The sequence below is a fragment of the Nocardia camponoti genome (assembly GCF_014646135.1).
Classification (GTDB): Bacteria; Actinomycetota; Actinomycetes; order Mycobacteriales; family Mycobacteriaceae; genus Nocardia; species Nocardia camponoti.
Genome location: NZ_BMMW01000001.1, coordinates 640,116 through 664,751 on the forward strand (window position 1 = coordinate 640,116; position 24,636 = coordinate 664,751).

General features: G+C 63.9%; 18 protein-coding genes and 1 riboswitch. Of the genes, 9 read left to right on the forward strand and 9 right to left on the reverse strand.

Translation table 11 applies throughout. The features are described from left to right. Positions 1-11: 11 nt before the first annotated feature. The gene (gene cobN / locus IEX78_RS02910; RefSeq protein ID WP_188827125.1) at positions 12-3,920 is read right to left on the reverse strand and encodes a cobaltochelatase subunit CobN; all 3,909 of its coding nucleotides are present in this window, start codon (positions 3,918-3,920) and stop codon (positions 12-14) included. Positions 3,921-3,955: 35 nt separating this feature from the next. Further along, positions 3,956-4,086: riboswitch (cobalamin riboswitch) on the reverse strand. 124 nt (positions 4,087-4,210) lie between these two features. Further along, entirely contained in the window at positions 4,211-4,894 is a 684-nt protein-coding gene (locus tag IEX78_RS02915) for a hypothetical protein (RefSeq protein ID WP_188827126.1), read from the reverse strand. Positions 4,895-5,309: 415 nt separating this feature from the next. Between IEX78_RS02915 and cobG the strand changes: the two genes are divergently transcribed. Next, positions 5,310-6,512 (forward strand): precorrin-3B synthase, encoded by a 1,203-nt coding sequence (gene cobG, locus IEX78_RS02920; RefSeq protein ID WP_188827127.1) that lies wholly within the window; start codon positions 5,310-5,312, stop codon positions 6,510-6,512. Positions 6,513-6,639: 127 nt separating this feature from the next. Here cobG and IEX78_RS02925 read toward each other — a convergent pair whose 3' ends face one another. Beyond that, on the reverse strand, positions 6,640-7,386 hold the full coding sequence (locus tag IEX78_RS02925; RefSeq protein ID WP_188827128.1) for a GntR family transcriptional regulator: 747 nt from the start codon (positions 7,384-7,386) through the stop codon (positions 6,640-6,642). A 135-nt stretch (positions 7,387-7,521) separates the two neighbouring features. On the opposite strand from IEX78_RS02925, the gene IEX78_RS02930 reads away from it, so the two are divergent. From IEX78_RS02930 to IEX78_RS24695, 8 genes are all read left to right on the forward strand, one after another. Then, positions 7,522-8,514, forward strand: coding sequence for a BMP family protein (locus IEX78_RS02930; protein WP_188827129.1), 993 nt, complete (start codon positions 7,522-7,524; stop codon positions 8,512-8,514). A 5-nt stretch (positions 8,515-8,519) separates the two neighbouring features. Beyond that, positions 8,520-10,079: an ABC transporter ATP-binding protein gene (locus IEX78_RS02935; RefSeq protein WP_188827130.1), complete on the forward strand. Its 1,560-nt coding sequence runs from the start codon at positions 8,520-8,522 to the stop codon at positions 10,077-10,079. Beyond that, entirely contained in the window at positions 10,076-11,254 is a 1,179-nt protein-coding gene (locus tag IEX78_RS02940) for an ABC transporter permease (RefSeq protein WP_188827131.1), read from the forward strand. Before IEX78_RS02935 ends, IEX78_RS02940 begins: the two co-directional genes overlap by 4 nt. Further along, a complete protein-coding gene (locus tag IEX78_RS02945) occupies positions 11,251-12,177 on the forward strand; it encodes an ABC transporter permease (RefSeq protein ID WP_188827132.1) in 927 nt (308 codons plus the stop codon). Before IEX78_RS02940 ends, IEX78_RS02945 begins: the two co-directional genes overlap by 4 nt. A 27-nt stretch (positions 12,178-12,204) precedes the next feature. Further along, complete coding sequence (locus tag IEX78_RS02950) at positions 12,205-13,185, forward strand: ornithine cyclodeaminase family protein (RefSeq protein WP_188827133.1); 981 nt, start codon at positions 12,205-12,207, stop codon at positions 13,183-13,185. Next, positions 13,182-13,673: a nucleoside deaminase gene (locus tag IEX78_RS02955; protein ID WP_188827134.1), complete on the forward strand. Its 492-nt coding sequence runs from the start codon at positions 13,182-13,184 to the stop codon at positions 13,671-13,673. The genes IEX78_RS02950 and IEX78_RS02955 overlap by 4 nt, the downstream gene beginning before the upstream one ends. A gap of 132 nt (positions 13,674-13,805) precedes the next feature. Further along, the gene (locus IEX78_RS02960; protein ID WP_188827135.1) at positions 13,806-15,077 is read left to right on the forward strand and encodes an AAA family ATPase; all 1,272 of its coding nucleotides are present in this window, start codon (positions 13,806-13,808) and stop codon (positions 15,075-15,077) included. Next, positions 15,074-15,880, forward strand: coding sequence for an RloB family protein (locus IEX78_RS24695; protein WP_188827136.1), 807 nt, complete (start codon positions 15,074-15,076; stop codon positions 15,878-15,880). Before IEX78_RS02960 ends, IEX78_RS24695 begins: the two co-directional genes overlap by 4 nt. A 106-nt stretch (positions 15,881-15,986) precedes the next feature. Here IEX78_RS24695 and IEX78_RS24855 read toward each other — a convergent pair whose 3' ends face one another. The 6 genes from IEX78_RS24855 to IEX78_RS02990 all read right to left on the reverse strand — a co-directional run bounded on the left by IEX78_RS24855 (position 15,987) and on the right by IEX78_RS02990 (position 24,634). Further along, complete coding sequence (locus IEX78_RS24855; protein ID WP_505806163.1) at positions 15,987-16,475, reverse strand: hypothetical protein; 489 nt, start codon at positions 16,473-16,475, stop codon at positions 15,987-15,989. A gap of 71 nt (positions 16,476-16,546) precedes the next feature. Then, on the reverse strand, positions 16,547-16,816 hold the full coding sequence (locus tag IEX78_RS02970) for a MafI family immunity protein (RefSeq protein ID WP_188827137.1): 270 nt from the start codon (positions 16,814-16,816) through the stop codon (positions 16,547-16,549). Between the two features lie 69 nt (positions 16,817-16,885). Further along, complete coding sequence (locus tag IEX78_RS02975) at positions 16,886-17,224, reverse strand: hypothetical protein (RefSeq protein WP_188827138.1); 339 nt, start codon at positions 17,222-17,224, stop codon at positions 16,886-16,888. Between the two features lie 947 nt (positions 17,225-18,171). Beyond that, the gene (locus IEX78_RS02980; protein WP_188827139.1) at positions 18,172-18,534 is read right to left on the reverse strand and encodes a hypothetical protein; all 363 of its coding nucleotides are present in this window, start codon (positions 18,532-18,534) and stop codon (positions 18,172-18,174) included. A gap of 416 nt (positions 18,535-18,950) precedes the next feature. After that, a complete protein-coding gene (locus tag IEX78_RS02985; RefSeq protein WP_188827140.1) occupies positions 18,951-19,202 on the reverse strand; it encodes a DUF7660 family protein in 252 nt (83 codons plus the stop codon). Then, a complete protein-coding gene (locus tag IEX78_RS02990) occupies positions 19,190-24,634 on the reverse strand; it encodes a putative T7SS-secreted protein (protein ID WP_188827141.1) in 5,445 nt (1,814 codons plus the stop codon). The genes IEX78_RS02985 and IEX78_RS02990 overlap by 13 nt, the downstream gene beginning before the upstream one ends. Positions 24,635-24,636: the final 2 nt, after the last annotated feature.

Below are 24,636 nucleotides of genomic sequence, written 5' to 3' on the forward strand. Positions count from 1 at the left end.
TTATTTCATTGCTACTCAAGCTCGCCCTCGGTTTCGAGGTAGATCTCGCGAAGGCGGTCGAGGGTGGCCTGCTCGGGGTGCTCCCACAGTTCGCGCTGGGCCGCTTCCAACAGACGCTCGGCGATGCCGTGCAGGGCCCACGGGTTCGACTGGGTCATGAACTTGCGGTTCTCGTCGTCGAAAACGTAACTCTCCGCGAGCTTTTCATACATCCAGTCGGCGACGACGTTGGTTGTCGCGTCGTAGCCGAACAGGTAATCGACGGTCGCTGCCATCTCGAACGCGCCCTTGTACCCGTGGCGACGCATCGCTTCAAGCCACCGCGGGTTCACCACGCGCGCACGGAACACGCGGGCGGTTTCCTCCGACAGGCTGCGCGTGCGGACAGCGTCGGGCCGGGTCGAGTCGCCGATGTAGGCGTCGGGATTCTTGCCAGTCAGCGCGCGAACAGTGGCGACCATGCCGCCGTGGTACTGGAAGTAATCGTCGGAATCGGCGATGTCGTGTTCGCGGGTGTCGGTGTTTTTCGCCGCGACCGCGATGCGCTTGTAGGCGGTGCGCATGTCGTCGGCGGCGGGAATGCCGTCGAGGTCGCGACCGTAGGCGTAGCCGCCCCACGTGGTGTACACCTGCGCGAGGTCGTCGTCGGTGCGCCAACTCTTCGAATCGATGAGTTGCAGCAGACCAGCGCCGTAGGTACCAGGCTTGGAACCGAAGATGCGGGTGGTCGCGCGGCGTTCGTCACCATGCTCTTGCAGGTCTGCTTTGGCATGGGCCGCAACGTAATTGGATTCGGCGGGCTCGTCGAGGTTCGCGACGAGGCGCACCGCGTCATCGAGCAGGGCGAGCACGTGCGGGAACGCGTCGCGGAAGAAACCGGAAATGCGCACGGTCACGTCGATGCGGGGGCGCGCGAGTTCGTCGAGGGAAATCACCTCAAGCGAGGTGACGCGACGGCTCGCCTCATCCCAGATCGGCCGAACACCAAGCAGCGCAAAGACTTCGGCGATGTCGTCGCCGGAGGTGCGCATCGCGGAGGTGCCCCACACCGACAGCCCCACCGACTTCGGGTACTCGCCGTGGTCAGCGAGGTAGCGGGCGACAAGCGATTCGGCCATCGCCTGCCCGGTCTCCCACGCCAGCCGCGACGGAACGGCTTTCGGATCGACGGAGTAGAAGTTGCGGCCCGTCGGCAGCACGTTGATCAAGCCGCGCAGGGGGGAACCGCTGGGCCCGGCGGGGATGAAGCCGCCGTTGAGGGCGTGGAGGACGCGCTCGATTTCGATGTTGGTCTGCCGAAGTCGGGGGACGACTTCGGCGGCGGCGAAGCGCAGGACGGTTTTGACGGCGGTGAGCTGGGCGGACGTGGTGGGGACCGCCCCGACGGCGGCAGCGGCGGCGGCCATGTCGCCAGGGTTTGCTGTCCTGGCGGCGGTCTCAGAGGTCTCCGCGACCGTGGGCGCCGTGGGAACGGGCGCGCCGTCGGCTTGCGCGATCCCGGGGACGGTGGCCGTCAGGTGCGCAGTCTCCGCGACGGTGGGCACCGTGGGAACGGGCGCGCTGCCAGCTTGCGCGGTCCCGGTGGTCGTCGGGTGCGCGTCGAGGGAGCCCTCGTCGGCGGTGGTGTCGGGAGCGGCTGGCGATCCTGAGGTGGCCACCTCGGAGAGCAGCGTCGCGGCGTAGGTGTCGACCACCTCGTCGACCGCGTCGACGGCCCAATCGCGGGCCTGCAATGCGGCGAGGAGGTCGCGGGCGCGCGCTTCGACGGTGTCAACGCGGTCGCGTGACTCGTCGCCAGCTTCGCTGAGCCCCAACGCTTCTCGCAGCCCCGGCACGTTCTGCTCGCCGCCCCACAGCTGGCGCGCGCGCAACATGGCAAGCACCAGGTCGAGTTCGGTGTCCCCTTCCGGGGCCTGGCCGAGGATGTGGAGGCCGTCGCGGATCTGGACGTCCTTAATCTCGCACAGCCACCCGTCGACGTGCAGGAGCATGTCGTCGAAGACGTCTTCCTCGGGGCGTTCGGCGAGGCCGAGGTCGTGGTCCATCTTCGCCGCGCGCATCAGCGTCCAGATTTGCTGACGGATCGCGGGCAGTTTGCTCGGGTCGAGCGCGGAGATGTTGGCGTGCTCGTCAAGCAGCTGCTCAAGGCGGGAAATGTCGCCGTAGGACTCGGCACGGGCCATCGGCGGAATCAGGTGATCCACGAGAGTGGCGTGCGCGCGACGCTTCGCCTGCGTACCCTCACCCGGGTCATTGACGAGGAACGGGTAGATCAGCGGCAGGTCACCGAGGGCGGCATCAGTGCCACACGCCGACGACATGCCCAGCGTCTTGCCCGGCAACCATTCCAGGTTGCCGTGCTTGCCAAGGTGGACCATCGCGTCGGCGGCGAACCCGTCGGTGGCAGCGAGCCAGCGGTAAGCGGCGAGGTAGTGGTGGCTTGGCGGCAGATCGGGGTCGTGGTAGATCGCGACGGGGTTCTCGCCGAACCCGCGAGGCGGCTGCACCATCAGCACCACATTGCCGAAACGCAGTGCGGCGATGACGATTTCGCCCGCCGGGTCAGCGGACCGGTCGACATACAGTTCGCCCGGCGGCGGCCCCCACGACTCGATAACCGCCTCGCGCAATTCCTCCGGCAGCGACTCAAACCAGCGCGTGTAGGTGGCCGCGCCGAGCCGAATGGGGTTGCCCTCCAACTGTTCCGCGCTCAGCCAGTCGGGGTCTTGCCCGCCCGCGGCGATGAGCGCATGGATGAGCGCGTCGCCGTCTTCGGCATCGAGACCGGGCACTTCGGCCGAGTCGCCGAGATCGTAACCGGCACTGCGCAATTCGGAGAGCAGGCGAATCGCGGAAGCCGGGGTGTCGAGACCGACAGCGTTGCCGATGCGCGCGTGCTTGGTCGGGTACGCGGAAAGCATGATGGCCAACCGCTTTTCGGCATTCGGGATGTGGCGCAGCTTCGCGTGCCGCACCGCGATGCCAGCAACCCGCGCGGCGCGCTCAGGGTCGGCGACGTAGGTCGACAGGCCGTCGGCGTCAAATTCCTTGAACGAGAACGGAACAGTGATGATGCGGCCGTCGAACTCGGGCACCGCGACCTGCGTCGCGACATCAAGCGGGGACAGTCCGTCGTCGTTGGCGACCCACTGCTCACGGCCGCTGGTCAGGCAAAGTCCTTGCAGGATAGGCACATCCAGCGCGGCGAGCGCGGCGACATCCCACGCTTCGTCGTCGCCACCGGCCGACGCGGTCGCTGGCTTGCTGCCGCCAGCCGCGAGCACCGTCACCACGAGCGCGTCGGCGCGACCGAGCACGTCGAGCAGTTCGGGTTCGGCGGTGCGCAGCGACGCGCAATACACCGGCAGCGCACGCGCGCCCTTCGCTTCGATCGCGGTGCACAGCGCGTCGACGTAACCGGTGTTGCCCGCGAGATGCTGGGCGCGGTAGTAAACGACCGCGACGGTCGGCGCGCCGGGCTCCAAAAGACGTGCGGTGCGGGTCAGTTCGCCCCACGACGGCAACTGCACGGGCGGCTCGAAACCTTCGCCGGTCAGCAGGACGGTGTCGGAGAGGAAGTTGTGCAGCTGCGCGAGGTTGTCCGCGCCGCCTGCGGCGAGATAGTTATGCGCGTCCGTCGCGACACCAAGCGGGACCGTTGAGCATTCCATCAGCTCGGCGTCAGGGGCGAGTTCGCCGCCCAGCGCGACAACCGGTTTGCCCGATGCGATGAGCGCCGCGAGTCCTTCTTCCCACGCGCGTTTGCCACCGAGGATGCGCACGATCACCAGGTCGACGCCGTCGAGCAGCGCGGGCAGGTCGTCGACAAGCAGGCGAGCCGGATTCGCCAACCGGTAGTCGGCGCCGGACGCGCGGGCACTGAGCAGGTCGGTGTCGGAGGTAGATAGCAGCAGAATCACGAGGTGAGACCTTCCTGGGGTGACGCGCCCATCGGGTTGGCGGGTGCTCGCCGGAGAGGGTCTGGCTGTTCACAGTGGCGCGACCGCACCGGATTCCCACCGGTTTCCTCGACGCCCGCCGAGCAAGACGATGCTACTGGGCGCCTCCGGCAGGCAACTTTCCAGCCCGTACCGATTGCTGGACAGTTGATCAGCACCGAGTGGTCGCCTGCTGATCTTGGTGTTGAACGCGCACCCCTGACCATGTGCGGCGACGGCAGCGGCGGCCCGACACCGGGCAGCGCCCCTGCTTAGCTTCGGGGTTCGAGTGACGGCTCGGTGCCCACATCAACCATCTCCGGGGTGCCCGTCCCCAGGTTGCGGTACACGTTGGCGATCACGAGGTGGCCGAGGGCGTTGTTGCCGACGCCGCCGATCACCGCGCCAATTCCGGCTGGGATCAGGGTGCCGAACAGGAGTAGCCCACGTTTGACCAGGTAGTTCACGATGAAACGCTTGGCAGGGGAGTCAGGCATCGACGATAAGACAGGGATGTGGTCGGTGACGACGGAAAGCCACTTGCCGGTCTTGTGGCCGGCGGTCTCGTCAAGCAGTTCCGTGCCCGCTTCGCCGAGCACCACTTTCGACACCAAATGTGCTTGGCGCGGGTCATCAGGATCAAGCCCGTACGCGGCGGCCGCGCCGACCGACAGCACCGAAGACGCTTCGAGGAACACGAGCGTGTCGACGCCGGTCGCGGCCAGCCCGATCAACGTGCCGACGCCGGGGACCGCCGCGGTCAGGCCAACCGTCACGCCGCTGGCGGTGACAACAACGAGGTACTGCCGCGATAACCGCTGCACGATTTCGACCGGGGCATCGTCGGGATGCCTGCTGCTGAGCCAGTCGACGTACCGGTCAACCACCGGCGCCTGCGCTTTCGCGACCCGGTCGAGCGCGGGAACTACTCGCTTGTCAACGAACTTGCGCAACATAGGCGTCTCCTTAGGTCCGTGCTAAGCCAGCGAAGCCCTCACCCTAAGCGACTACCCGCGAACTGGGCAGACATGCACGTTGCGCTGGTCACGTCCCGATGCGGGGCCATCTGCCCGCTAACAATGCAGACGTGCCCGTCGTGCAATGCGCGCCCCGACAGACCACAAGAGGGGCCGCGACCAGGAATCGTCCGTCCGACGGGCACCGCGCTGTCGCCGCCAAGTTCAGCCGCACGGCCATACTGCGAGCGGGCAGGGACTGGTCGATGTCTCCGCCGGGCGAGCGCGTGACGTCGGCGTTGACCCGGGACCGCGACCGCCCATCCCGCCCACGGACCCAGCGACGAGTTGGCCGTACAGGCAACCGTCGACGTGCGCACGCACTCTTGGTGAACGCCCCTATTAGGGTTGTTGCATGACCAGGCGTTCCCCCGATTCGTGCCCGGGCGTCCTGCGGCTGCATGAGGCCGCCGATGGGCCGCTCGCGCGCATTCGCGTACCGGGCGGTCGGCTTGAACCGGCGCAGTTGCAGGCGCTCGCCGATGCAGCACGTGACGTTGGCGACGGCAATCTTGAACTCACCTCACGCGGAAATATTCAGCTACGGCAGGTGCGCGACGCCGACGAACTCGCCGCTCGCCTCGATGCGGTGGGGCTGCTGCCGAGTCGGTCGCATGAGCGGGTGCGCAATATCGTCGCGTCGCCGCTTTCGGGGCGTGTCGGCGGTTGGGCCGACGTGACCGGCCTTGCCTCGCATTTGGACGAGCGACTGCAAGCCGATCCCGCGTTGGCGGAGTTGCCCGGTCGGGTCCTGTTCACCCTGGACGATGGGCGCGGCGACGTCACCACGTTGCGTGGCGACATCGGTATTCACGCCGTCGCCGACGATGAGTTCGCGCTCGTGCTCGCCGGAGTAGATACCGGTGTGCGGGTGAACGCTTCCGAAGCGGTCGACGTGATGCTCGCGGCCGCGCACGGGTTTCTCGACCTGCGCGGCGACGACGCCGCAGGGCAATGGCGACTGCATGAGATCGACGGCGCGGTCGAGTCGATTATCGAGACACTCGAACACTCCCCCGTCACCGAACCGCTGAAATTCGGTGCGACACACCAGATTCCGATCGGCTGGCTCGACCAGGACAACGGCCTGGTGAGCTTAGGCGCGGGCGTCCCCCTCGGCACGCTCCCCGCGCGCACGGCGGAATTCCTCGCCGCGATCGACCGCCCGATCTTCCTCACCCCGTGGCGCAGCATCGTCATCACCGACCTCGACGAAGGCCCAGCCGAAACGGTTGTGCGCGTATTGGCCCCGATGGGCATGGTTTTCGATGCGAATTCGCCGTGGCTGGAGGTGAGCGCGTGCGCAGGTCAGCCGGGGTGCGCGAAAGCGTTGAGCGACGTGCGCGGCGAAGCGGACGCGGCAGTGGAGAGCGGTCGCGTGCAGGTTGGTGCGCCCAAATCCGTTGCGGGAGAAGACATTCCAGCCGATGAAGTTGAGGTTGCGGGCCGCCAGCATTGGTCAGGCTGTGAACGACGATGCGGCCGCCCACCGGGCCCGGTAACGGATGTCATCGCCACGGGCCCCTCCACCTACCGGGTTGACCCTCCAACTACGTGAACCCCGCCGCGAGCTTCACCGTGCCGGGTGGCATTTTCGTGCACGTTCGCGGGCATTCGACCGAAATCGGCGGGCCGACGCACCAACATGCACGAAAATGCCACGAGTGTGGCAACCGGATGGTTGCTCACGCAGACGCTTCCCGATTGCTCCCCCGCTGCCGGGTGCGCGTCGCCGAAATTGGGTCGATGACGGGCATTGACCACTCCGCCGACAACGCCAAACTCGGTTCGCGACCTGAGCGCACGTGGCCGTACGCGATTTCGGCCGCCGCATCCGGGTCGTTAGCCGCGATCGCCGCGTACAGCGCTTCGTGTTCGTCGCATTGAGTGCCCGGGTCGCGCTCCTTCGTCAGGTGGAACAACCACCGAACGCGCGATTCCAGCGGACGCAGGAGCGATTGCAGCAGCGGGTTGCCCGAGATTTCCACGATCACCGAGTGGAACCGCGCGTTAGCGGCGGCGATCGCGGACTGGTCGGCGCGCGCGGTGGCGCTACGGGCGGCGGTGAGTTGTTCGCGCAGGGCGGCGAGGTCGGCCGGTTCGGCGCGTTCCGCCGCTAGTCGCGCGGCAAGCACCTCGAGGCTTTCGCGCACGTCGAACAGGTCGCGCACGTCGGCGACGGTGAACGGCGCGACGATCGCGCCCTGGCGAGGGACGATCACGACCAAACCTTCGCGTTCGAGCATCTGCAACGCCTCGCGTAAGGGAATGCGCGAGATAGCCAGTTCGGTGGCAAGATCGCGTTCTACGAGCCGTTGGCCCGGGCTTAACCGCAGGTCAATGATGCGGTCCCGCAGCTCTTCATACGCCTGATCCCGCAGCGACTTCTTCGCCGATTCCGCAGCCACTTCCCCATCCTTCGGCTCTGACACGCCCACCACGGTAGCCCGCGCGCGGGACGCGACCGTTTCTTACGTTTCGGTAATCCGCCGGTCATCAACGACCATCACGCTCACACTTAACGGTATACCGCTAAGTGAGCGGTTCGTTCGACCAAGGAGTACCCCGTGCACAAGTCCACTCGGCGCGCGATCGCCGTCAGCTCGGCCTTACTGGCCGCCTCTGCCCTGCTGTCGGCCTGCGGTTCCACGGAAACCTCGGCGGCTGGCGGAAAACTCAAAGTTGGCGTGTTCTTCCCCGGCTCGCTGTCCGACACCGGCTTCATGCAATCGGGATACCTTGGCTACCAACGCATCGCCGACAAACTCGGTGACAAAGTGGAGCTCAGCAAGGTCGAACAGGTGCCAGCCAGCGACTACCAGCAGGCCCTTGTTCGCTTCGCCTCCGCCAATGACCTGGTGATTTCCCTCGGCGGTCAGACCGACGCCGACGTCCGCAAAGTGGCACCCCAGTTCCCGAACGTGAAGTTCGTCGAAATCGGCGGCCCCGCCGACGCCAAGCCGTTGGCGAACCTCGCCTACTACGACCCGCAGCAGGCCGAAGCCGAATTCCTCAGCGGCGCGGTGTCGGCGGCGGGCTCGAAGTCAGGCGCTGTCGCGTTCATCGGCGGCGTTGAGCTGCCCGCGATTGTCAACGCCGCCAAGGCGTTTGGCAACGGAGCACGCTTCGTCAAGCCGGACGCGAATGTGCTCACTCCGCAGTATCTGGGCGACTTCAACGACCCCGCCAAGGCCAAGCAGGCCGCACTCGCGGACTACGGCGCTGGCGCTGGCGCACTCGGTCAGATCGTGAACCTCGGCAAGGCGGGCATCGAACAGGCCGCCACTCAGGTTGGTGCCGCCCTGGTTGGCGGCCCGATCCCCGGCGACTGCACCAACCCCGTCTACCTCGGCTACGTCCACACCGACATTGGCGCCGAAGTGGAGTTCGCGGTCAACGCCGCGCTGGACAAGTCGTGGAAGGCTGAGAACGTGCGCTTCGGGCTCACCTCGCCCAACCACGGCACCGATTTCGTGTTGTGCAGCAAGGACGCTGGCGTCGCCGACGCGCTCGCGAAGGCCAAGACCGCCCTGTCCACCGGCGCGATCAAGCCGTACTGACGATCATGAGCACTCCCGCGTTGACCCTGCACGGGGTCGGTAAACGCTTCGGTGACGTGCGGGCGCTCCACGATGTTGATGTCGTCGTGGAGGCTGGCACGGTCCATTGCGTGCTCGGCGAGAACGGCGCTGGCAAGTCCACGCTGTGCAATCTGGTGTTCGGCAGCTACCGACCCGACACCGGGACAATGTCGTTGGGCGGCAACGACTTTCGACCCGAATCACCCGCCGCCGCGATGCGTGCGGGCGTAGCGATGGTGCACCAGCACTTCAGCCTCGTCACCACCATGACCGTCGCGGAGAACCTGCTGTTGACCCAGCAGGGTTTGCGGATGCGCCGCAAAGACCTCACCGATCGACTCGACGACATCGCGCGACGCTACCGGCTACACGTTGACCCAGACAGCAACGTCGCATCGATGCCGGTCGGCGCGCGGCAAAAGGTCGAAATCGTGAAGGCGCTGCTGCGCGACCCGTCGCTGATCCTGCTCGACGAACCAACGGGAGTGCTCGATCCCGCCGAGATCGACGCGCTGATCGACACCTGCCGCGCCATCGCCGCCGACGGCAAAGCGGTGGTGCTGGTCACGCATAAGCTCGGCGAAGTCGCCAGGGTCGCTGATGCGGCGACGGTGTTGCGTCGCGGGACGGTGGCAGGCGGTGGCCGGATGTCCGAGACGAACGTCGCCGAGTTACTGACGGCGATGGTGGGTCGCACCGCCGCTGACCTCAATCCGACCGTTGCCGCGACCATCGGATTAGCGCCAGCGACACCGTCAGACATCGCCCGGCCGACGCGCGAAACAGCTTCGCACGCACCAGTTCTCACCGTTGATCGCGTCACGGTTCGTCGCGCCGACGGGAGCGCCGCGCTCGACAACGCGCACCTGGTGGTGCGGCCCGGCGAGATCGTTGGCATCGCGGGCGTGGAAGGCAATGGGCAAAGCGAACTGGTCGCGGTGCTCGCGGGCAGCACCCCCGTCGACGCTGGCACTGTGACGCTCGACGGCGTCGACATCACCACCGCGCGACCAGCGCAACGCACCGAACGTGGCCTCGGCATCGTGCCCGAGGACCGTCACCGTGACGGCATGGTCGCGGACATGACCTTGGCCGAGAACCTGTTTCTGGGCCAGCTCAACCGCTTTCGCCGCTTCGGTCTCCTCGACAAACGAGCGATCGGTCGTGCGGCGCAGGTCGAACTCGACCGGTTCGACGTGCGCGCGGCGGGGCCCTGGGTGCGGATGGGTTCGCTGTCGGGCGGGAACCAGCAGAAGGTGGTGCTCGCGCGGGAGTTGTCGGCGGCGAACTTGCGGTGCATTGTCGCCGCGCAGCCCACACGCGGATTAGACATTGGCGCGGTCGATTTCGTGCTCACCCAACTACGCGATGCCGCCGCGCGCGGCTGCGGGGTGCTTGTGGTGTCGAGCGAAGTGCCCGAGTTGCTTGCCGTGTGTGACCGCGTGGTTGTCGCCTATCGCGGCACGATGAGCGGTCCAGTCGCGGTCGCCAATCCCGATGCGCAACAACAGATTAGCGAACTCATGATGGGAGTTTCGGCATGACCGATCAGGCCCCGGTGTCGGTGGCCAGCGCGCCGGATAGCCACCGGGCAGACGGGCGCAGGCACCTGCTCACCGTCCCCAGCACGCGCCTCGGGTTCGGGCAGGTGGCCCACCATCCCCTCGCGGTCGCCGTCGCGGCTGTGGTCGCCGCCGGCTCGGTCGGGCTGATCTTGGCCGCGGCGGCAGGCGCTGCTCCTGGCGCGACCATCACCGCGCTGTGGGAAGGAATGTTCGGCGGCAACTACGCGATCGGCGCCTCCCTCAATGTCGCGGCCACGCTGATGCTGGTCGCGACGGGCTTCACCATCGCGCATCGCGCTGGGCTGGTCAATGTGGGTGGTGAAGGTCAGATTTGCGCGGGCGCGATCGCCGCGACCACGATCGGAACCACCCTGACCGGCGCGCCAGCCGCGATCACGTTGCCAGCGGTGTTGATCGGCGCGGCGGCAGCGGGCTGGTTGTGGGCCGCGATCGCCGCGTACCTGCGGGTGACGCGCGGCACGAGCGAGATCATCACCACCCTGTTGCTCAACTTCGTCGGCCTGGCGATGGTGCTGTTGGTCGTGCATGAACCCGCACTGCTGCGTCAACCGGTGACCTCGTCGGAGACGCTCCCACAATCCGAACCTCTCACTGCCGCAGCACATTTGCCGCTCCTAGGTATCGAACGGTCCCCCGCGACGATCGCCCTATGGATCGCGGTGATCGCCGCCATCGGAACCGCGATTCTGCTCCGGCACACCGCACTTGGCACCCGACTGCGCGCGGTCGGCCTCAACCCCGACGCGGCCAGCCGACTCGGACTGTCGGTCGGTCGACTGCGCTTCCTGAGCTTGTCTAGCGCGGGTGCGTTCGCGGGCGTTGCGGGTGGATTACTCGTTGCGACAGCACCTTTCGTGCTCGCCGAAGGACTGTCGTCGGGCTACGGGTTCTCCGGGCTCGTGGTCGGCCTGCTCGCGCGAGGCTCGCTGTCGGCCGTCGTCGCGGTGTCGCTGCTGCTCGGGTTCCTCGTTTCGGGCGGCATCAACCTGCAGTTGGCGGCGAATGTGCCCGCGTCGACCATCGCGGTCGTTGAGTCGCTGATGATCGTCTTCATCGCGGGGGCGGCCATCTGGACAAGAAGTGTGCGCAGATCCAAGCCTGACACCACCGAACTCGCGGGAGCACAACGATGAGTCTCGACACGGTCACCGACATCGCAACCAGCGGAATCGGTTTCACCCTGCCCATCCTCGTTGCCGCGAGTGGCGAACTGGTGAGCGAACGCGCTGGCGTGCTCAATCTGAGCCTAGAGGCGATGATGCTGACCGGTGCCTTCGCCGGGGTGCTCGGCACCGTGAGCACCGGCTCACCAGTGATCGGCACCGTCACCGCCGTCGTTGCCGCGCTGATTTTCGGTGCGCTGCAAGCGATCTGGAGTATTCGGCTGCGAGCCGACCAGATCGTTGTCGGCATCGCGAGCAACGCGCTTGCGTTAGGGGCAACCACGTACGGTGCACGGCTGTTGCTGTCAGATGGCAAGGGGCACAGCGTGACTGGCTTCGACCCGCTGAAAATCCCGCTTCTGCACGACATTCCCGTCATCGGACCCGCGCTGTTCGGGCAGACCGCGCTCGGGTATCTGTGCATCGCCGTGGTCGCCGTCTTGGCCGTGACGTTCTCGCGCCGCACCAAACTAGGCCTGATCATCGATGCGATCGGCGAAGACGCCGTCGCCGCCGACCGCACCGGCCTTCCCGTGCGCGCCGTGCGCTACGGCTGCGTGCTGCTTGCCGCGTTCGCGGCGGGACTGGGCGGCGCGCAACTGGCCCTGTCCGAGGTGCATTCGTTCAGCGACAACATGACTGGCGGCATCGGCTACCTCGCCGTGGTCGCGGTGATCGCGGGTCGCTGGCGCGCGCTCGGCGTGATCTGGGCGTCGGTGTTTTTCGGCCTCGCGCAGGCGCTGCAGTTCGCGCTGCCCGCCCTTGGCGTGGACGTGCCGTTCGCGCTGCTGGTGATGCTGCCGTATGTGATCGCGATCATCGCCGTCAGCGGGTTGGTCGGCAACAGCCGATCCCCGCGCGACCTCACCGTCGCCTTCGCCCGAACTTCCTGACCTGTCACTGCTTTTGAGGAGTCACCGTTGACGCTGATTTTGTCGCACTCTGATGTGGGTGCCCTGCTTGACCGCGCCGAGGTGCTCGCCGCCGTCGAACGCGCGCACGCCGAATTGGCAGCGGGCACCGCGTTCGTGCCAGCGCCGCCAGCCGTGGCGTTGGGTGGCGCGGCGTTCATCCCGATGGTCGCCGCGGCTGAGTCCGCGGGTGCTGTCGCGGTGAAGTTGCTCGCCGACCTGCCCGCCAACCAGGCCCGGGGCCTGCCGGTGCAGCGGTCGGTCATCGTGGTGACCTCGGCGACTGACGGTGCGTGCGAGGCGCTGATCGACGGTCGCCTCGTCACCGCTGTGCGCACAGCGGCGGCCAGCGCGGTTGCCACCAAATACCTTGCGACAGAACGGAGTTCCACACTCGGCGTGATCGGTGCTGGCAATCTCGCGATCGAACACACGCGCGCCATCGCGACGGTACGCGAGCTTGACACGGTGCTCGTCTGGTCGCGCACCAAGGCCACGATCGACCGATTCCGCAGTGCGATAACCGATTTGGATCTCAAGGTGCACGCCGTCGACAGTCCAGAAGCGGTTACCCGCGCCGCCGACATCGTCTGCACGCTGACCCCGTCGCGCGAGCCGATCCTGCGCGGTGCGTGGCTCGGCGAAGGGGTGCACGTCAACGCCGTCGGCGCACCGCCGCGCGCGGACCACCGCGAGGTCGACGGGGAGGCCATGCGTCGGGCGAGGGTCGTCGTAGACTCGGTGGGCACCACGCTCACCAAGTCCGGGGACAGCCTGCTCGCCATCGCCGAGGGCGCGATCACCCAGGACGCGGTGAGCACCGAACTGGGCGACGTCCTTTCCGGCCGGGCACCCGGCCGTCGCACCGAACGCGACATCACGCTGTTCAACTCGGTGGGCATCGGGTTGCAAGACCTCGCCACCGCCCGCCTGCTGATCGACAAGGCCCGCGCCAACGGCATTGGAACGGAAGTGGATCTCAGCTTATGAGCGACCTGACCGAGGTTGACGCGACCCATCTGCGCCGCGCCATCGAACTCGCTGGCGAAGCACTGGCCCTGGGCGACCGACCGTTCGGGGCGGTAGCGGTGGCGCGCGATGGGTCCGTGATCGCCGAGGGGGTGAACGCGGTGAACACCACCGGCGACGTCACCACCCACGCCGAACTGGTCGCGATCACGGTCGCGACTGCGGCCGGTCGCGCCGAAGCCTTGCGCGGTGCCACCGTGTACGCGAGCGGCGAACCGTGCCCGATGTGCGCGGCGGCGATGGTGTGGGCGGGCGTTGGAAGGATCGTCTTCGCCGCTGCGGCAGCCGAATTCGGTGCGATCCTGCCTTCCGGCACCCGCTTCGACCTGACGTGCGCGGACCTGGTTGCGACGTCGAATGTTGTGGTGGAGGTGAGCGGGCCGCATTTGGGTGGTGAGGGGCTGGACGTGTTCCGCGAGGCGGCGGAAGCCTATGGCGAGCGCCGCTGAGCTCCCACAAACCTGCCGACAGCTGGGGAACACTGGCGGAACACAAGACCATGCAATAAGCTCGTTTGTGCAGGTTTTCCGCACAAAGCACGGTTTAACGCAGTTCTGCTCTGCGTCACGAGGAGGCTGGGCATGCTGTTGCGTTTTCGGGTGGCCAATCATCGGTCGATTCGGGATGAGTACGAACTGTCGCTGATCGGCACCGAGTTCAACGAGGGCACCGCACGTGAGACGGGGCTGACCAGCAAGGGGCGTCCCGTCACCGCATCGCCGGTCGCGGGCATCTTCGGTGCGAACGCATCAGGCAAATCGAATCTGCTCAGCGCTCTCCGATTCATGCGCACCGCCATCCGCGACTCGGTGGCCGAGTGGGCCAAAACTCCCACGCTTATACCGCGCGAACCATTCAAGCTCGATCCCGAATCCCGCGACCAAAGCTCGCTTTTTGAAGTCGATCTTCTGCTCGGCACCCCGCCGATCCGGTACACGTATGGATTCGAACTGTCAGATGAACGCGTCGAAGCCGAGTGGCTCCACGCCTACCCGCACGGCAAACGCAATATCTGGTTCGACCGGGATGCTGCACGCGGCGACGCGGGCAGCGACGAATTCGTCTTCCGCGGAACAGGATTCAAGGGCCGCAGGGAAGATTTGGTCGCGTTTACCAGGCCCAACGCCCTGTTTTTGTCGGTCGGCGCGACGTTCAACGACCCGCAGCTTCGCGCGATCCATGCCTGGTTCAACGACAATTTTTGGTTGGTCTCTCCCGCGACCGATATCGCCGCTCGCACCCGATGGACCCAACGCCTACTCACCGACGTCAAAGACTCACCACAGTTCGCCGAGGACGTCACCCGCCTGCTCGCTGTCGCCGACCTGGGTTTGACCGGAGTCGACATCGACCCAGAGTCCGACCAAGTCCAGCTTCGCCATCAAGCGAAAGACGGCGACGTAGCCTTAGATTTCCTCAGCGAGGAATCCTTAGGCACGCATGCCTGGTTCGCGTTCCTCGGCCCGTTGTTAAGCGTGTTGAAGTCCGGCGCGGTCTTGCTGGTGGACGAACTGGATTCAAGTTTGCATCCCACGCTGGCCGCAGAAGTGGTTCGCCTGTTCCAGGACGCAGACGCCAATCCTGAAGGCGCACAACTGATCTTCACCACGCACGACGCGACGCTCCTAGGCAACAACGTGCTTGAGCGGCCACTCGACCGCGATCAGGTGTGGTTGACCGCGAAGCAACGATCAGGCGAGACCGAGCTGTACCCCTTGATCGACGCGAAGCCACGAAAGGAAGACAACCTAGAGCGCGGTTACCTCCGTGGACGCTATGGCGGCATTCCTAGGATCTCGATCGGCAAAATCTCGCGCGAACGGTCGCGGCAGATAGCGGAAGGTTCCGAGTGAACTCGCGGAAAGGGAAGCACCCCGCGGGTTTTCGTCCCAGTCGACGTCGTGGACACGAAGACGATTCCCGGGACCTACACCGACAGGCCGGCCGAGATCGCGGCCAGCGAATCATTTACGTCGCGTGTGAAGGCGAACAAACCGAACCCGACTACCTCGACTACCTCAACGAGCGGTTCGGATGCGGCACCGACGACCGGAAACCTTTCCTCATCCACGCTGTATGGGAGAAGAACGGCCTGCTGCCACTCCAGACAGTGGCCAAGGTTAAGCAGCGTGCCGACGACTGTGAGGCATGGGTGTTGTTCGACCGAGATGGGACCGACCGAGATGCCGACATCGAACGGGCGGTTCGAGCCGCAGCGAAAGCTCAGGTTGAATTAGCTTTCTCGCACCCATCTTTCGATCTGTGGTTGTTACTGCACTTTCGGAGTGTCTCGGGTGCGCAGCACGGGAGCAGCAAGCTGATCGTCGAGAAATTGCGCAGAGCGACCACCTCCGGCGAGTTTCACGATTACGACAAACGAAACAACAAAAGTATCGGCGAAGACCGTAAGAAGGCGTTGTTCGGAAACGAAGCAACGGCCGTCCGAAACGCGCGCGCACTGGTAGGACAGTGCGAGCACGGAGCTTGTAAGGCGAGCAATGCGGAACATCGCTTCGTCCCGCGTAACCGGGAAACGGCGTGGACGCCGGCACAATGGTCGGGACGATCCGGTCACGCGGACCACTGCCCGATTCTGGGACGAGACCCGTCGACCGATGTGTGGAGGTTGCTCGTGAGCTTGGGGATCGTTCGGTAGCGGATCCAAAGCGGCCACTCCAACTTGGACCCGGCGAGGGTCGGGAACGGCCCTTCGTCATTCGTATGACGTTCCGGCTTGGAGAAATAGCGCCAACAATTGCCAGTCAGGCTGCGGATCCCGGAGGACGTACCTGCTCGATGACTAGAACGACCTCAGGGTTCCAGCGGACCCCGCAGTGTGGGCAGTTCAGGACTCGCCTATGCATAGGATATTCGGTCCAGTCGCCCTTAATTGAGACCATGGTCTCCATTACTAAACAGTCATAGACTGCCTGACAGTTCGGGCATTTAACAGGGATCTCATTTGCGGTCACCGGACTTCCCACTACAGAAAGATCGGGAGACTTAGATGAAAGGACTCGATCAACTTCGTCGAGATCGGTGCCATCGCTCCAATGCAAAAATGCCGGGACGAGTATAGAACCTGATGGGTTCATGACATCGATCTTTCGCACCACGTCAGCAAAGTTCTCGAAGGTGGATAACTCCTCCAGTTTGGAGGGCTTAAGGTGCCCTGTGCGTTGTGTGGCGCTTGATCTGGGGTAGTAAACGACCCTTACTCTGTTTATTGTTAACTCTCTACGGCCAAGCATTACTTTCCGTCCGTTACCTGCTTCCGGTCCCTCAGGACCGAGTCGATGCCACTAACATCATGATCTCAAGGCTATTCCCCGAAGCCAGGAATTATGAACTTGTCAAGTTGATAGTGCTCGATTAACTGCGGGTGGTACAACGCGTCCGCCGCGGTGACTAACCGTGCAAAGTAAGCGCGCGTTATTGGTAATTCATCCTCCTGAATCCATGCGCACAAGGTATCAAAAGCCAGGCCGTATTCACCCGCGTCGACGAATTCTTGAATGAAGGTTAAAATCTCCGGTCGAGTTACCGGGGAGTCGGCCGCTAGCTGCCTGAACAGTCGATCATCATGGGTCACAGTCACACTCTACCGCTCGATGAAGGATTTCCGTGTTTTCGGGATCCACAAGAACCAAGGTTGACAACACTACTCGGCGCTACCAGCCCGAAACTCCCCAGCCAGCTCATCGTAACGTTGCGACATCACACCGATATTATCCACGTTGAGGCGGTCGCCATTATCGTAGCCCACTGTCACCGACAATGCATCCCACATTTCGAACGGCGACGCCGTCAAAAGCAAGACGCGCAAAGCTTGCACCGTTTCCACCTCGAAGGGAAGTCGACTGCGGGCGTAAGCAACGTATTCGGTAAGACTGGCACCTGCCTTAATGATATTGATGGCAGACGGTCTTATTTTCGCTGCCTCAGTTATCCGATTTTTGTCGGAAGCCGATTCGTCACCGGCACTCAGTTTATTCATCATCTTCCTCGGGCTAAGCGGTTGAGCACGAGCAGAACGCCACGCGCGAAGGCCCGTCACGGAAACGCCACACTCCTCCGCCCTATCCCTGATAGGACTTTCCTCTACTGCGAAAATGCGTAGAGTCGCTGCCCCTGTCCCACACGGTATGTGTCGGAACCCCTTAGGTACAGTTCGGCGCGGTGCGCTTGATCAATAAACTCCCACTCGCGCCCGTACTTGACTATCGACTCAATGGCAAGCTCCCACAAGGGACTGACTGCGGCCGGGCTAAGGAAATCTCCGCGATGGATTCGTCCAGAAATGCAGCGCACGGTGACCACTGTCAGGTCTCCAACAGTCGAGTGGAAATGATCAACGTCAAGTTCCCCTTCATTTTTCATGCTTGGCAGTCCTTTCTACCGACACCTGCGGGCGTACACCCGGTCAGTACGCCCCGCTCATCGCCATGGCCGCCCCAACGCCCACAATCATCACCGGAACTCACGTTATTCATCATATTCCTTGGGTTAACTGGTTGAGCACGAGCACAACGCCCGGGCGCCGAGGCCCGTCACAGTTAGGGCAACGAGCAATCTGCGTATGCTCTGCGAATTCGTCCGATCTCTCATGATCGACGGGATAGGCTGGAGGAAAAGGCAATCGTATTCGGCCGAGGAACCCGGCATGCCCCAAGCGTGTGCTTTCGCCGGGTGAGGTGAAGTGGGACAGGGTGATGGACATCGGCCACGTTGAGCGGCTTGAATGGGCCCGAGAGTTGTTGAGAGGCAAGGGCTATGACGTGCGTTCACCATTGCTTGCCTGCTATAGCTGGGCGGGTTTCGGTCCCGCTATAGCAGGCTCGGGGTGATGTGCTCTTGGTTGACCTTGAGACGTTGTATGCCACCGGGTGAAATGACGGCAGCTGTTCACGCCGGAAGCTGTTCGGCACCCGCCCCTTGCGCGAGAAGTCACCCGAGTTCGTCGAACTCGATCAGATCATCGATCGCCTGACGAAACCAATCATAGAAGTGTGGAAATGTGCGCCGGACTTCGTATCCGAGGCTCGCAAAGTCGTGAACTATCACCACTTCTTGGTTTCCGGGCGCAATCCAACATTCAACGTCATCATTGTCTCCCCTCCTCGCGAATGGGATATAACCCTTCCCTGGGTACCTTTTCTCCGTGCCGTGGAGGCGAGCCTGAAGCAGGCTGCCGAACATTATCTCCCATGGCTCCAGATTCACGAGATTGAGTTCGACGATATGCTCAAACCCTTTCGGATAGCTGAAGCCAGCTGGTAGCTCGTTCGCATCAAGCAGCGAGGTCATCATTCTCCATCCCACGATGTCAGTCGTGAGCCGTTTGGGCAAGCATTCCGATATGAAGAGTTCTGGCGGCTTATTCGGTTCTCCAGCGCCTCAGCCCATGTGTCTGGTACCGAGCCATTCCTGGATAGAAACCGGGGAGGATTCAGGACGTTTGCGGGCCACGCGCACGACATCATCGCGGAACTCTTTAGGGTAGGGCTTTGGCACTGTTTACAGCCTTGCTGTGGTGCAACCTGGCACCACAGGTCAGGTTGCACCTAAGCGTGCAGCAGTCCCTAACCCGTATAGTGTCCTCCTTTATCTTCCGCAACTCACTGATGCGCGCGTCGTTGGTCGAAATTTCGCCGGGTGGGGCGCGCTGTTCTCAGCCCGCGTGTTCCGGCTTTCGGTGAAGCGCGTTATTAGTTCGCCTAGCGTCGTCACTCATATGACGATCCGGCTTGGGTAAAGAGTGCCAGAAATTTCCAGTTACTGGCCTCGGGTACGATTCCGAGCTCTTCGAGGTATGCGTCATCTATATCGGTGAGCCACGCTCCTGCTGCTTCGAGAAATGCTTCAAGGGTCGTATTCTCAACTGCGCCAGGATCCTCTTGTAGTGTCGCAACCAGCTTGGTGATCATGGCCACCAAACCGGCTTTGTCGGATACATGCCGATAACTCAGTTCGGCCATATTAGTCCACCCTCTCCTCGAATACGAATATTTTGACCATCGGTCTTACTCGTCATCTTAAACGCGTCTCTTGCGACCTCGGCTGCCGTGGCGGGAACAACTGGGACCTCCACCCCAGCCATCTGAAATGCGGCAAGGCGACGATTGTCGAGAGAGAAGACGTTCCCGTCGCGCTCGAAGACTCTGATCGCTGGCACCTCACCCGGGAGTACACGACCCGACCTAAGCGCGTCCGCCAGGCTGAATACCGAGTCGCCGTTTCGAAAGTTCTGACTGATCGAGTCCTGAGTGAACCTCACCGTGCTGGGATCAACAACTTCTGGAACACGCGACCCGGGTGAGCATGCATCAGGTGCTAGACCAAGTGGGTCGGCCCAATGTGTGGGGTTGCGAGGATAGCCGTACGGATTTGGCGATGGCGAAATCCCACATGGGTCGGACGTTGTATAACGTCCGACAGCAGGGTCGTAGACTCGAAACCCGTTGTGGTGCAAGCCAGTCTCATCATCGGCATACTGGCCTGCGAACCGCAGCGGCGTGGAAATGCCCCGCCACACAGCATCGCCCCACAGCTTGTAGCGCCCAGTTCCCTTAGCTTCCGCCGACGGGTGCACCAATTGGAGCGCCAACCCGGACTGGTCGACCACAATCGCTGCAAGCGTCGAACTGGCGGACTGGGTCAGAGCGATGCGCGTACCAGGCAAGTAACTCCAGCGAGCACAGCAGTGCGGCCCGATCTCCTCAACCAAAGTGTTGTCGTCGAATACGAAGCGAACAAGCTCGCTCGTGCGATTACCTGTGGGGTCAAGAAGGCATTTTGACGTCCGATCGCCAAGCGCGTCATAGGTATACTGCCACCACTCCCCCTCCGGCGTGTAAACGTCGGTCAGTTGGTCGAACGCGTTGTACCGGTAGTGCCATACCGCTGGCTTGCGGGAAATGCGCGTTGTTACCTTGCGGATCAGGCGGCCTGCTGGGTCATAGTAATAGTGGTTTCGGCCGTCGCGTACCAGCAGGTTGTTGTGGTATTCGCGACCCTCCAATTGCGGTGGCACCGACGGAGTTTCAGGGGCGGGGTCGAACGGCAGGCTGGCGGTGATGTTCGACAAGCCGTCGTACTCGTACGCCTCCGACAGTTGTGCGTCGCGGGTGATGGACGTGACCCGGCCGAGCGCGTCCAGGGCGTACTCCGCCAATGTCGGGGCCGCGCCTTGGGAGGTGGATCGGTGGTGAGTGAGGAAACCGTCTGGGCGGTAGGCGTATTCGTCTCGGCGGATCGTGAATGGGTCCGGTCGCGCGGGGGCGTCGCCGAAGCCCAAATTCAAACTCAACGTCGCCGCTGGGAAACCGGTTACCTGTTGGGTCGCGAGTTGTCCTGTGGGAGTGAAGGTTCGGTCGATTTCCACTTCACCGATGCGCCAACCCGCCAATCGGCCCGCACGATCATGGGTGAAGGTGATGGGTTGGTCGTCGGCGGTCATCGCGGTGACTTGGCCCAAGCTGTTGTACGACCACGTCGTGGTCGATCCAGTTGGGGTGGTGCGACTGGTGCGGCGCCCTCGATGATCGTAGTCGTTGACCATCGCGGGCTGGTCGTCGAGTTTTTGCGTGGCGACAGCACCGGTCGCGGTGTAGGTGAATTCGAGTGCGTGCGTTGGGGTTTCGTCGACGCCGTTGAGTGCGGTGAGAACTCGACCGGCCGCGTCATGGGTGTAGGACAGGTATTCGCCGGTGTCTGCGGTGATGGAGGTGAGGTTGCCCAGGATGTCGTAGCGGTGGCTGCGCGTCACGCCGGTGGCGGGGGTGACGGTGGCGATGCGGCCGCTGGCGGTGTGGGTGTAGGTCGTGGTCGCGCCGGTGTAGTCGGTTTCGGCGATCAAGCGGCCTGTCGGGTCGTATTCGTAGCTCCACCGATGCCCGAGCGGGTTGATCACCGCGGTCAGGCGTAGTTCGGTGTCGTAAAGGTAGCGGGTGGTTGAGCCATCAGGGTCGGTGCGAGCGGCTACCTTGTCGAATCCGCCGTAGGTGTAGGTCGTTGCCGCGCCGATCGCATTGACGTGGCGGAGCAGGTTGTTCTCACCGTCGTAGGTCCAGGTCTCACGGTGTCCTTGGGCGTCGACGCGGGCCGCGAGGCGGCCTTCGGCGTTCCACTCATAGCGCGTGGTCGAGCCGATCGGGTCGGTGACGTGGATCGGGCGACCACAATGGTCGCGCACGATGCGAGTGGTCGCACCATAGGCATCGGTAATCGCTATCGGCAACCCAGCAGCGTTGACCTCAACGTGGGTCCGGTTACCGTCGGGATCGGAAATCTGCTGTACCGCACCGTTATCGGCGTAGGCGAAAGTGGTGCGACCGCCGAGGGCGTCAACGGTCGCGGCCAAATCACCGGATTTCGACCATTCGCGTTCGAGGACGGTGCCGTCGGGGTTGGTGATGCGCGACGGGCGGTTCGCGTAGGCGTAATCGATCGAAATCTGCGAACCGTCCGGGCGGGTGATCACCGCGACGTCGCCATCTGCGGTGTAGGCGTAGCGGGTGACGGCACCGTCGGGTTCGGTAACGGCTAGAGGTTTACGCAACGCGTTGTAGTCGATGTGGCGGTGACCGCCATCGGGGGTGAGCAGATCGCGCAACCGCAGGTCGGAGTCAAACCCGTAGGACGTCACCGCACCTTGGGAATTGACTGAACGAGTCAAACGCCCTGTGCCAGCACCGAATTCGGTGTAGTCAAGTTCGCCGTTGAAGACACCGTCAGTGCCGCGCTGGACGACCACCCGACCATGTTCATCGTAGGTATTGACCACGGAACTGTTGTTGGAGTCCGTCCACGACACCATCCGATGGTGGGCGTCGTAGGCGAAGCGTGTTTGCCCGCCGACACCGTTGGTGACGGTGGTGAGCGCACCATCGGTATAGGCGAATTCCCTTATCCGCGTGACTGTTTCCTCGCCGGCTACCGAAATCGCGGTGACGCGACCCGCGTGAGTAGTCAGCTCTAGTCGGTAGCCGCCTGAATGGGTGATCGCCGTCGGGGCGCCGAGAGCGTCGTAGTGGAACCGGATGCGGTTGTGATGACGGTCGGTGATCGCCGAGATCGCGAAGTTGCCCAGCTGGGTATCAAGGCCGTCGAGTACGCGCTCAGGAGCGAAGTGCCACACCAGTTCCCGGTCGGGATCCCACAGGCGGTAGCCGCCGGTTTCGGTGCGGGTGAGTTTCCAGCGTTGACCACCGGTGACGGGTTCGACCCCGACACCAACTTCGCTGTGCGGATAGGGCAGCAACATGCCGTCTTCGAAAACCACCGTCGCGTTCTCGGGGCCGACAACGACGCGCATATCCAGCGTCGCTGACCAGGACGGGCCGAACCAACGCCCGAACCGGTAGTTCGAGTAGTGACCGCGACGCAGCACAAGCCGCAGAATGCCAGGCAAGTCGACATCGGTTTGCGGCAGCAGGAACTCGCCGGTGGCCATGTTGACCGGGTCGCGACCTTTGCAGGTTTGCTCATCGGTCGAATTATGTTCTGGCGCATCCTGTTTGCCGGTGTCGTGGACGTTGTTGCCGCCGCTGCCGTTGTTGTCGTGCTCGTTGGCGGTGTTGAGGTTGTTGTTGGCCTCGGGGTTGGGCTTGGGGTCAGGTGTGTCGTGGGTGCCGGTCAGGTTGTCGGTGGGGTGGGTTGCATCCGGGTGCGCGTTGCCGGGATCGGTCGCCGGCGCCCGGTCGGGATCGTGTGCGGTGTTGTCGGGCGTGTGCTCGCCACCGTCGGGGTGCGCGGCCGGGGCGTCACCGTCGTGGGGTCGTGCGGGTGCGTCCGAATCGGGATGTGCGACAGGCGAATCTGGATCGTTTGGGCGCGCATTGTCAGGCCCGTCGGTGTGAGCGGGCGTGTTGTCGGCGGGAGCGGCTGGTCGATCCGGTGTCGGCGACTCATGTGGCGTAGCACCGTCTGTCTGCGCGGGCGCGGGACTGTTCGGGGCCCCGTCGGCGGCCGTTGATGGCGAATCCGGGTGTGCGCCAGCGGGATTCGACCCAGGGGCATCCGGGCTCGCACCCTCGGGTTTAGCGTCCGGATGCGTTCCCGATGCGGCCGGGTCGTTGTCGGCAGGACTGGTGCCGGGCGAATCAGCAGGCTTCGCCGCCGCGTCAGGACGCGTTGATGACGGCGCTTCCGGATGAGTGCCGGTGGGATGGGCCGCTGGCGCGTCGACCTTGGGTGCCGCCGTCGTCAGATTCGGCGCATGAGCCACATTCTTGCCCGCGACACTCGCACCGTCTTGGACAACATTGCGCGCGGCGTTGGTGACCTTGGCCGCATCGGTCACCTTGTCCACGGCGGTCAGTCCAACCTTGGCAGCGCCGCCAGCGCCACCCGTGGCCAACGTGGTGACCAGGTCGCCAGTCAACGCACCCAATGCCTCCGAAGGATTGGTCCGGAACCCCGAAACAAGCGCCGACACAGTCGCTTTCGGGTCCGCGGCGGCGACGACCATGCCCGTCCCCAGATCCGACATCGACTTGATGTATTCGGCGGGATGAGTCATGTTGTAAATATCGGTCGGATTGACCGAACGAACGAACTGCACAATCCCCGTCAACGACGTCAACAAACCCGACGTGAAGTTCAATTTCGCTTGTTCCATTGCCGCGTCGAGGTCATCAAAATTCGAGCCCCACCGCGAAAGGAATGGCGGTTCCGTTGGCGCGGTCGATGTCGCAGCGTTAATCGCGGTCACGAAAGAATTCGCGGCATTATCACGTTGTGTCCGCGCGGCAGTCAGAATCGCCCGCGCAGCATTGCGCATATCCGTCCACGTGTCGGTGAGGTTGCGCCCCTTTTTCTCCTCATCCGACTTGGCGTTCCACTCATTTTTACGGTCGCGTTCCTCGCGATCGGCGGCTTCCCACTTCGCAATCGCCTCCGATGCTTTCGCTTGCGCGGCAACAACTTCGTGATACCAGGCGTCAAGTGCGGTTTTCGCTTTGCCCATCGCGTCTGCGCCGTCCCACCACAGCTTGGGCTGCTTGGAGTACTCCTGGTCGAAGGCCGTCGCGGTGTCGCCAGTCCAGTCGGCGACGTCGATTTTGCGCAGCGCGTCGCCGGTAGTGTTGATCGCGGTGCCGATCGTCTCAACGTGGCCCTTGACCTCGTTAATCTTGGCCGGATCGCCCTGAATTAACTCTTTAGGGTCCGACGTTTCGCCGAGCTCTTTCTCCGGGACCGCCGCGCCCAGCGCCGCCGCGATCCGGTCACCGAGGCTGTCGAGGGTGTCAGCGAGGCCGTCCGCACCCAGCGCTTTGGCGACAGCGGCTTCGGCATCGAGGACGGTGTTATAAACACCGCCGACTTTCTCTGCCGCGGTTTCGAGGCCATCTTCGATCTTGTCGCCAATGCTGTTGACCGCATTGCCGATTCCGTCTAACCAACTCACGA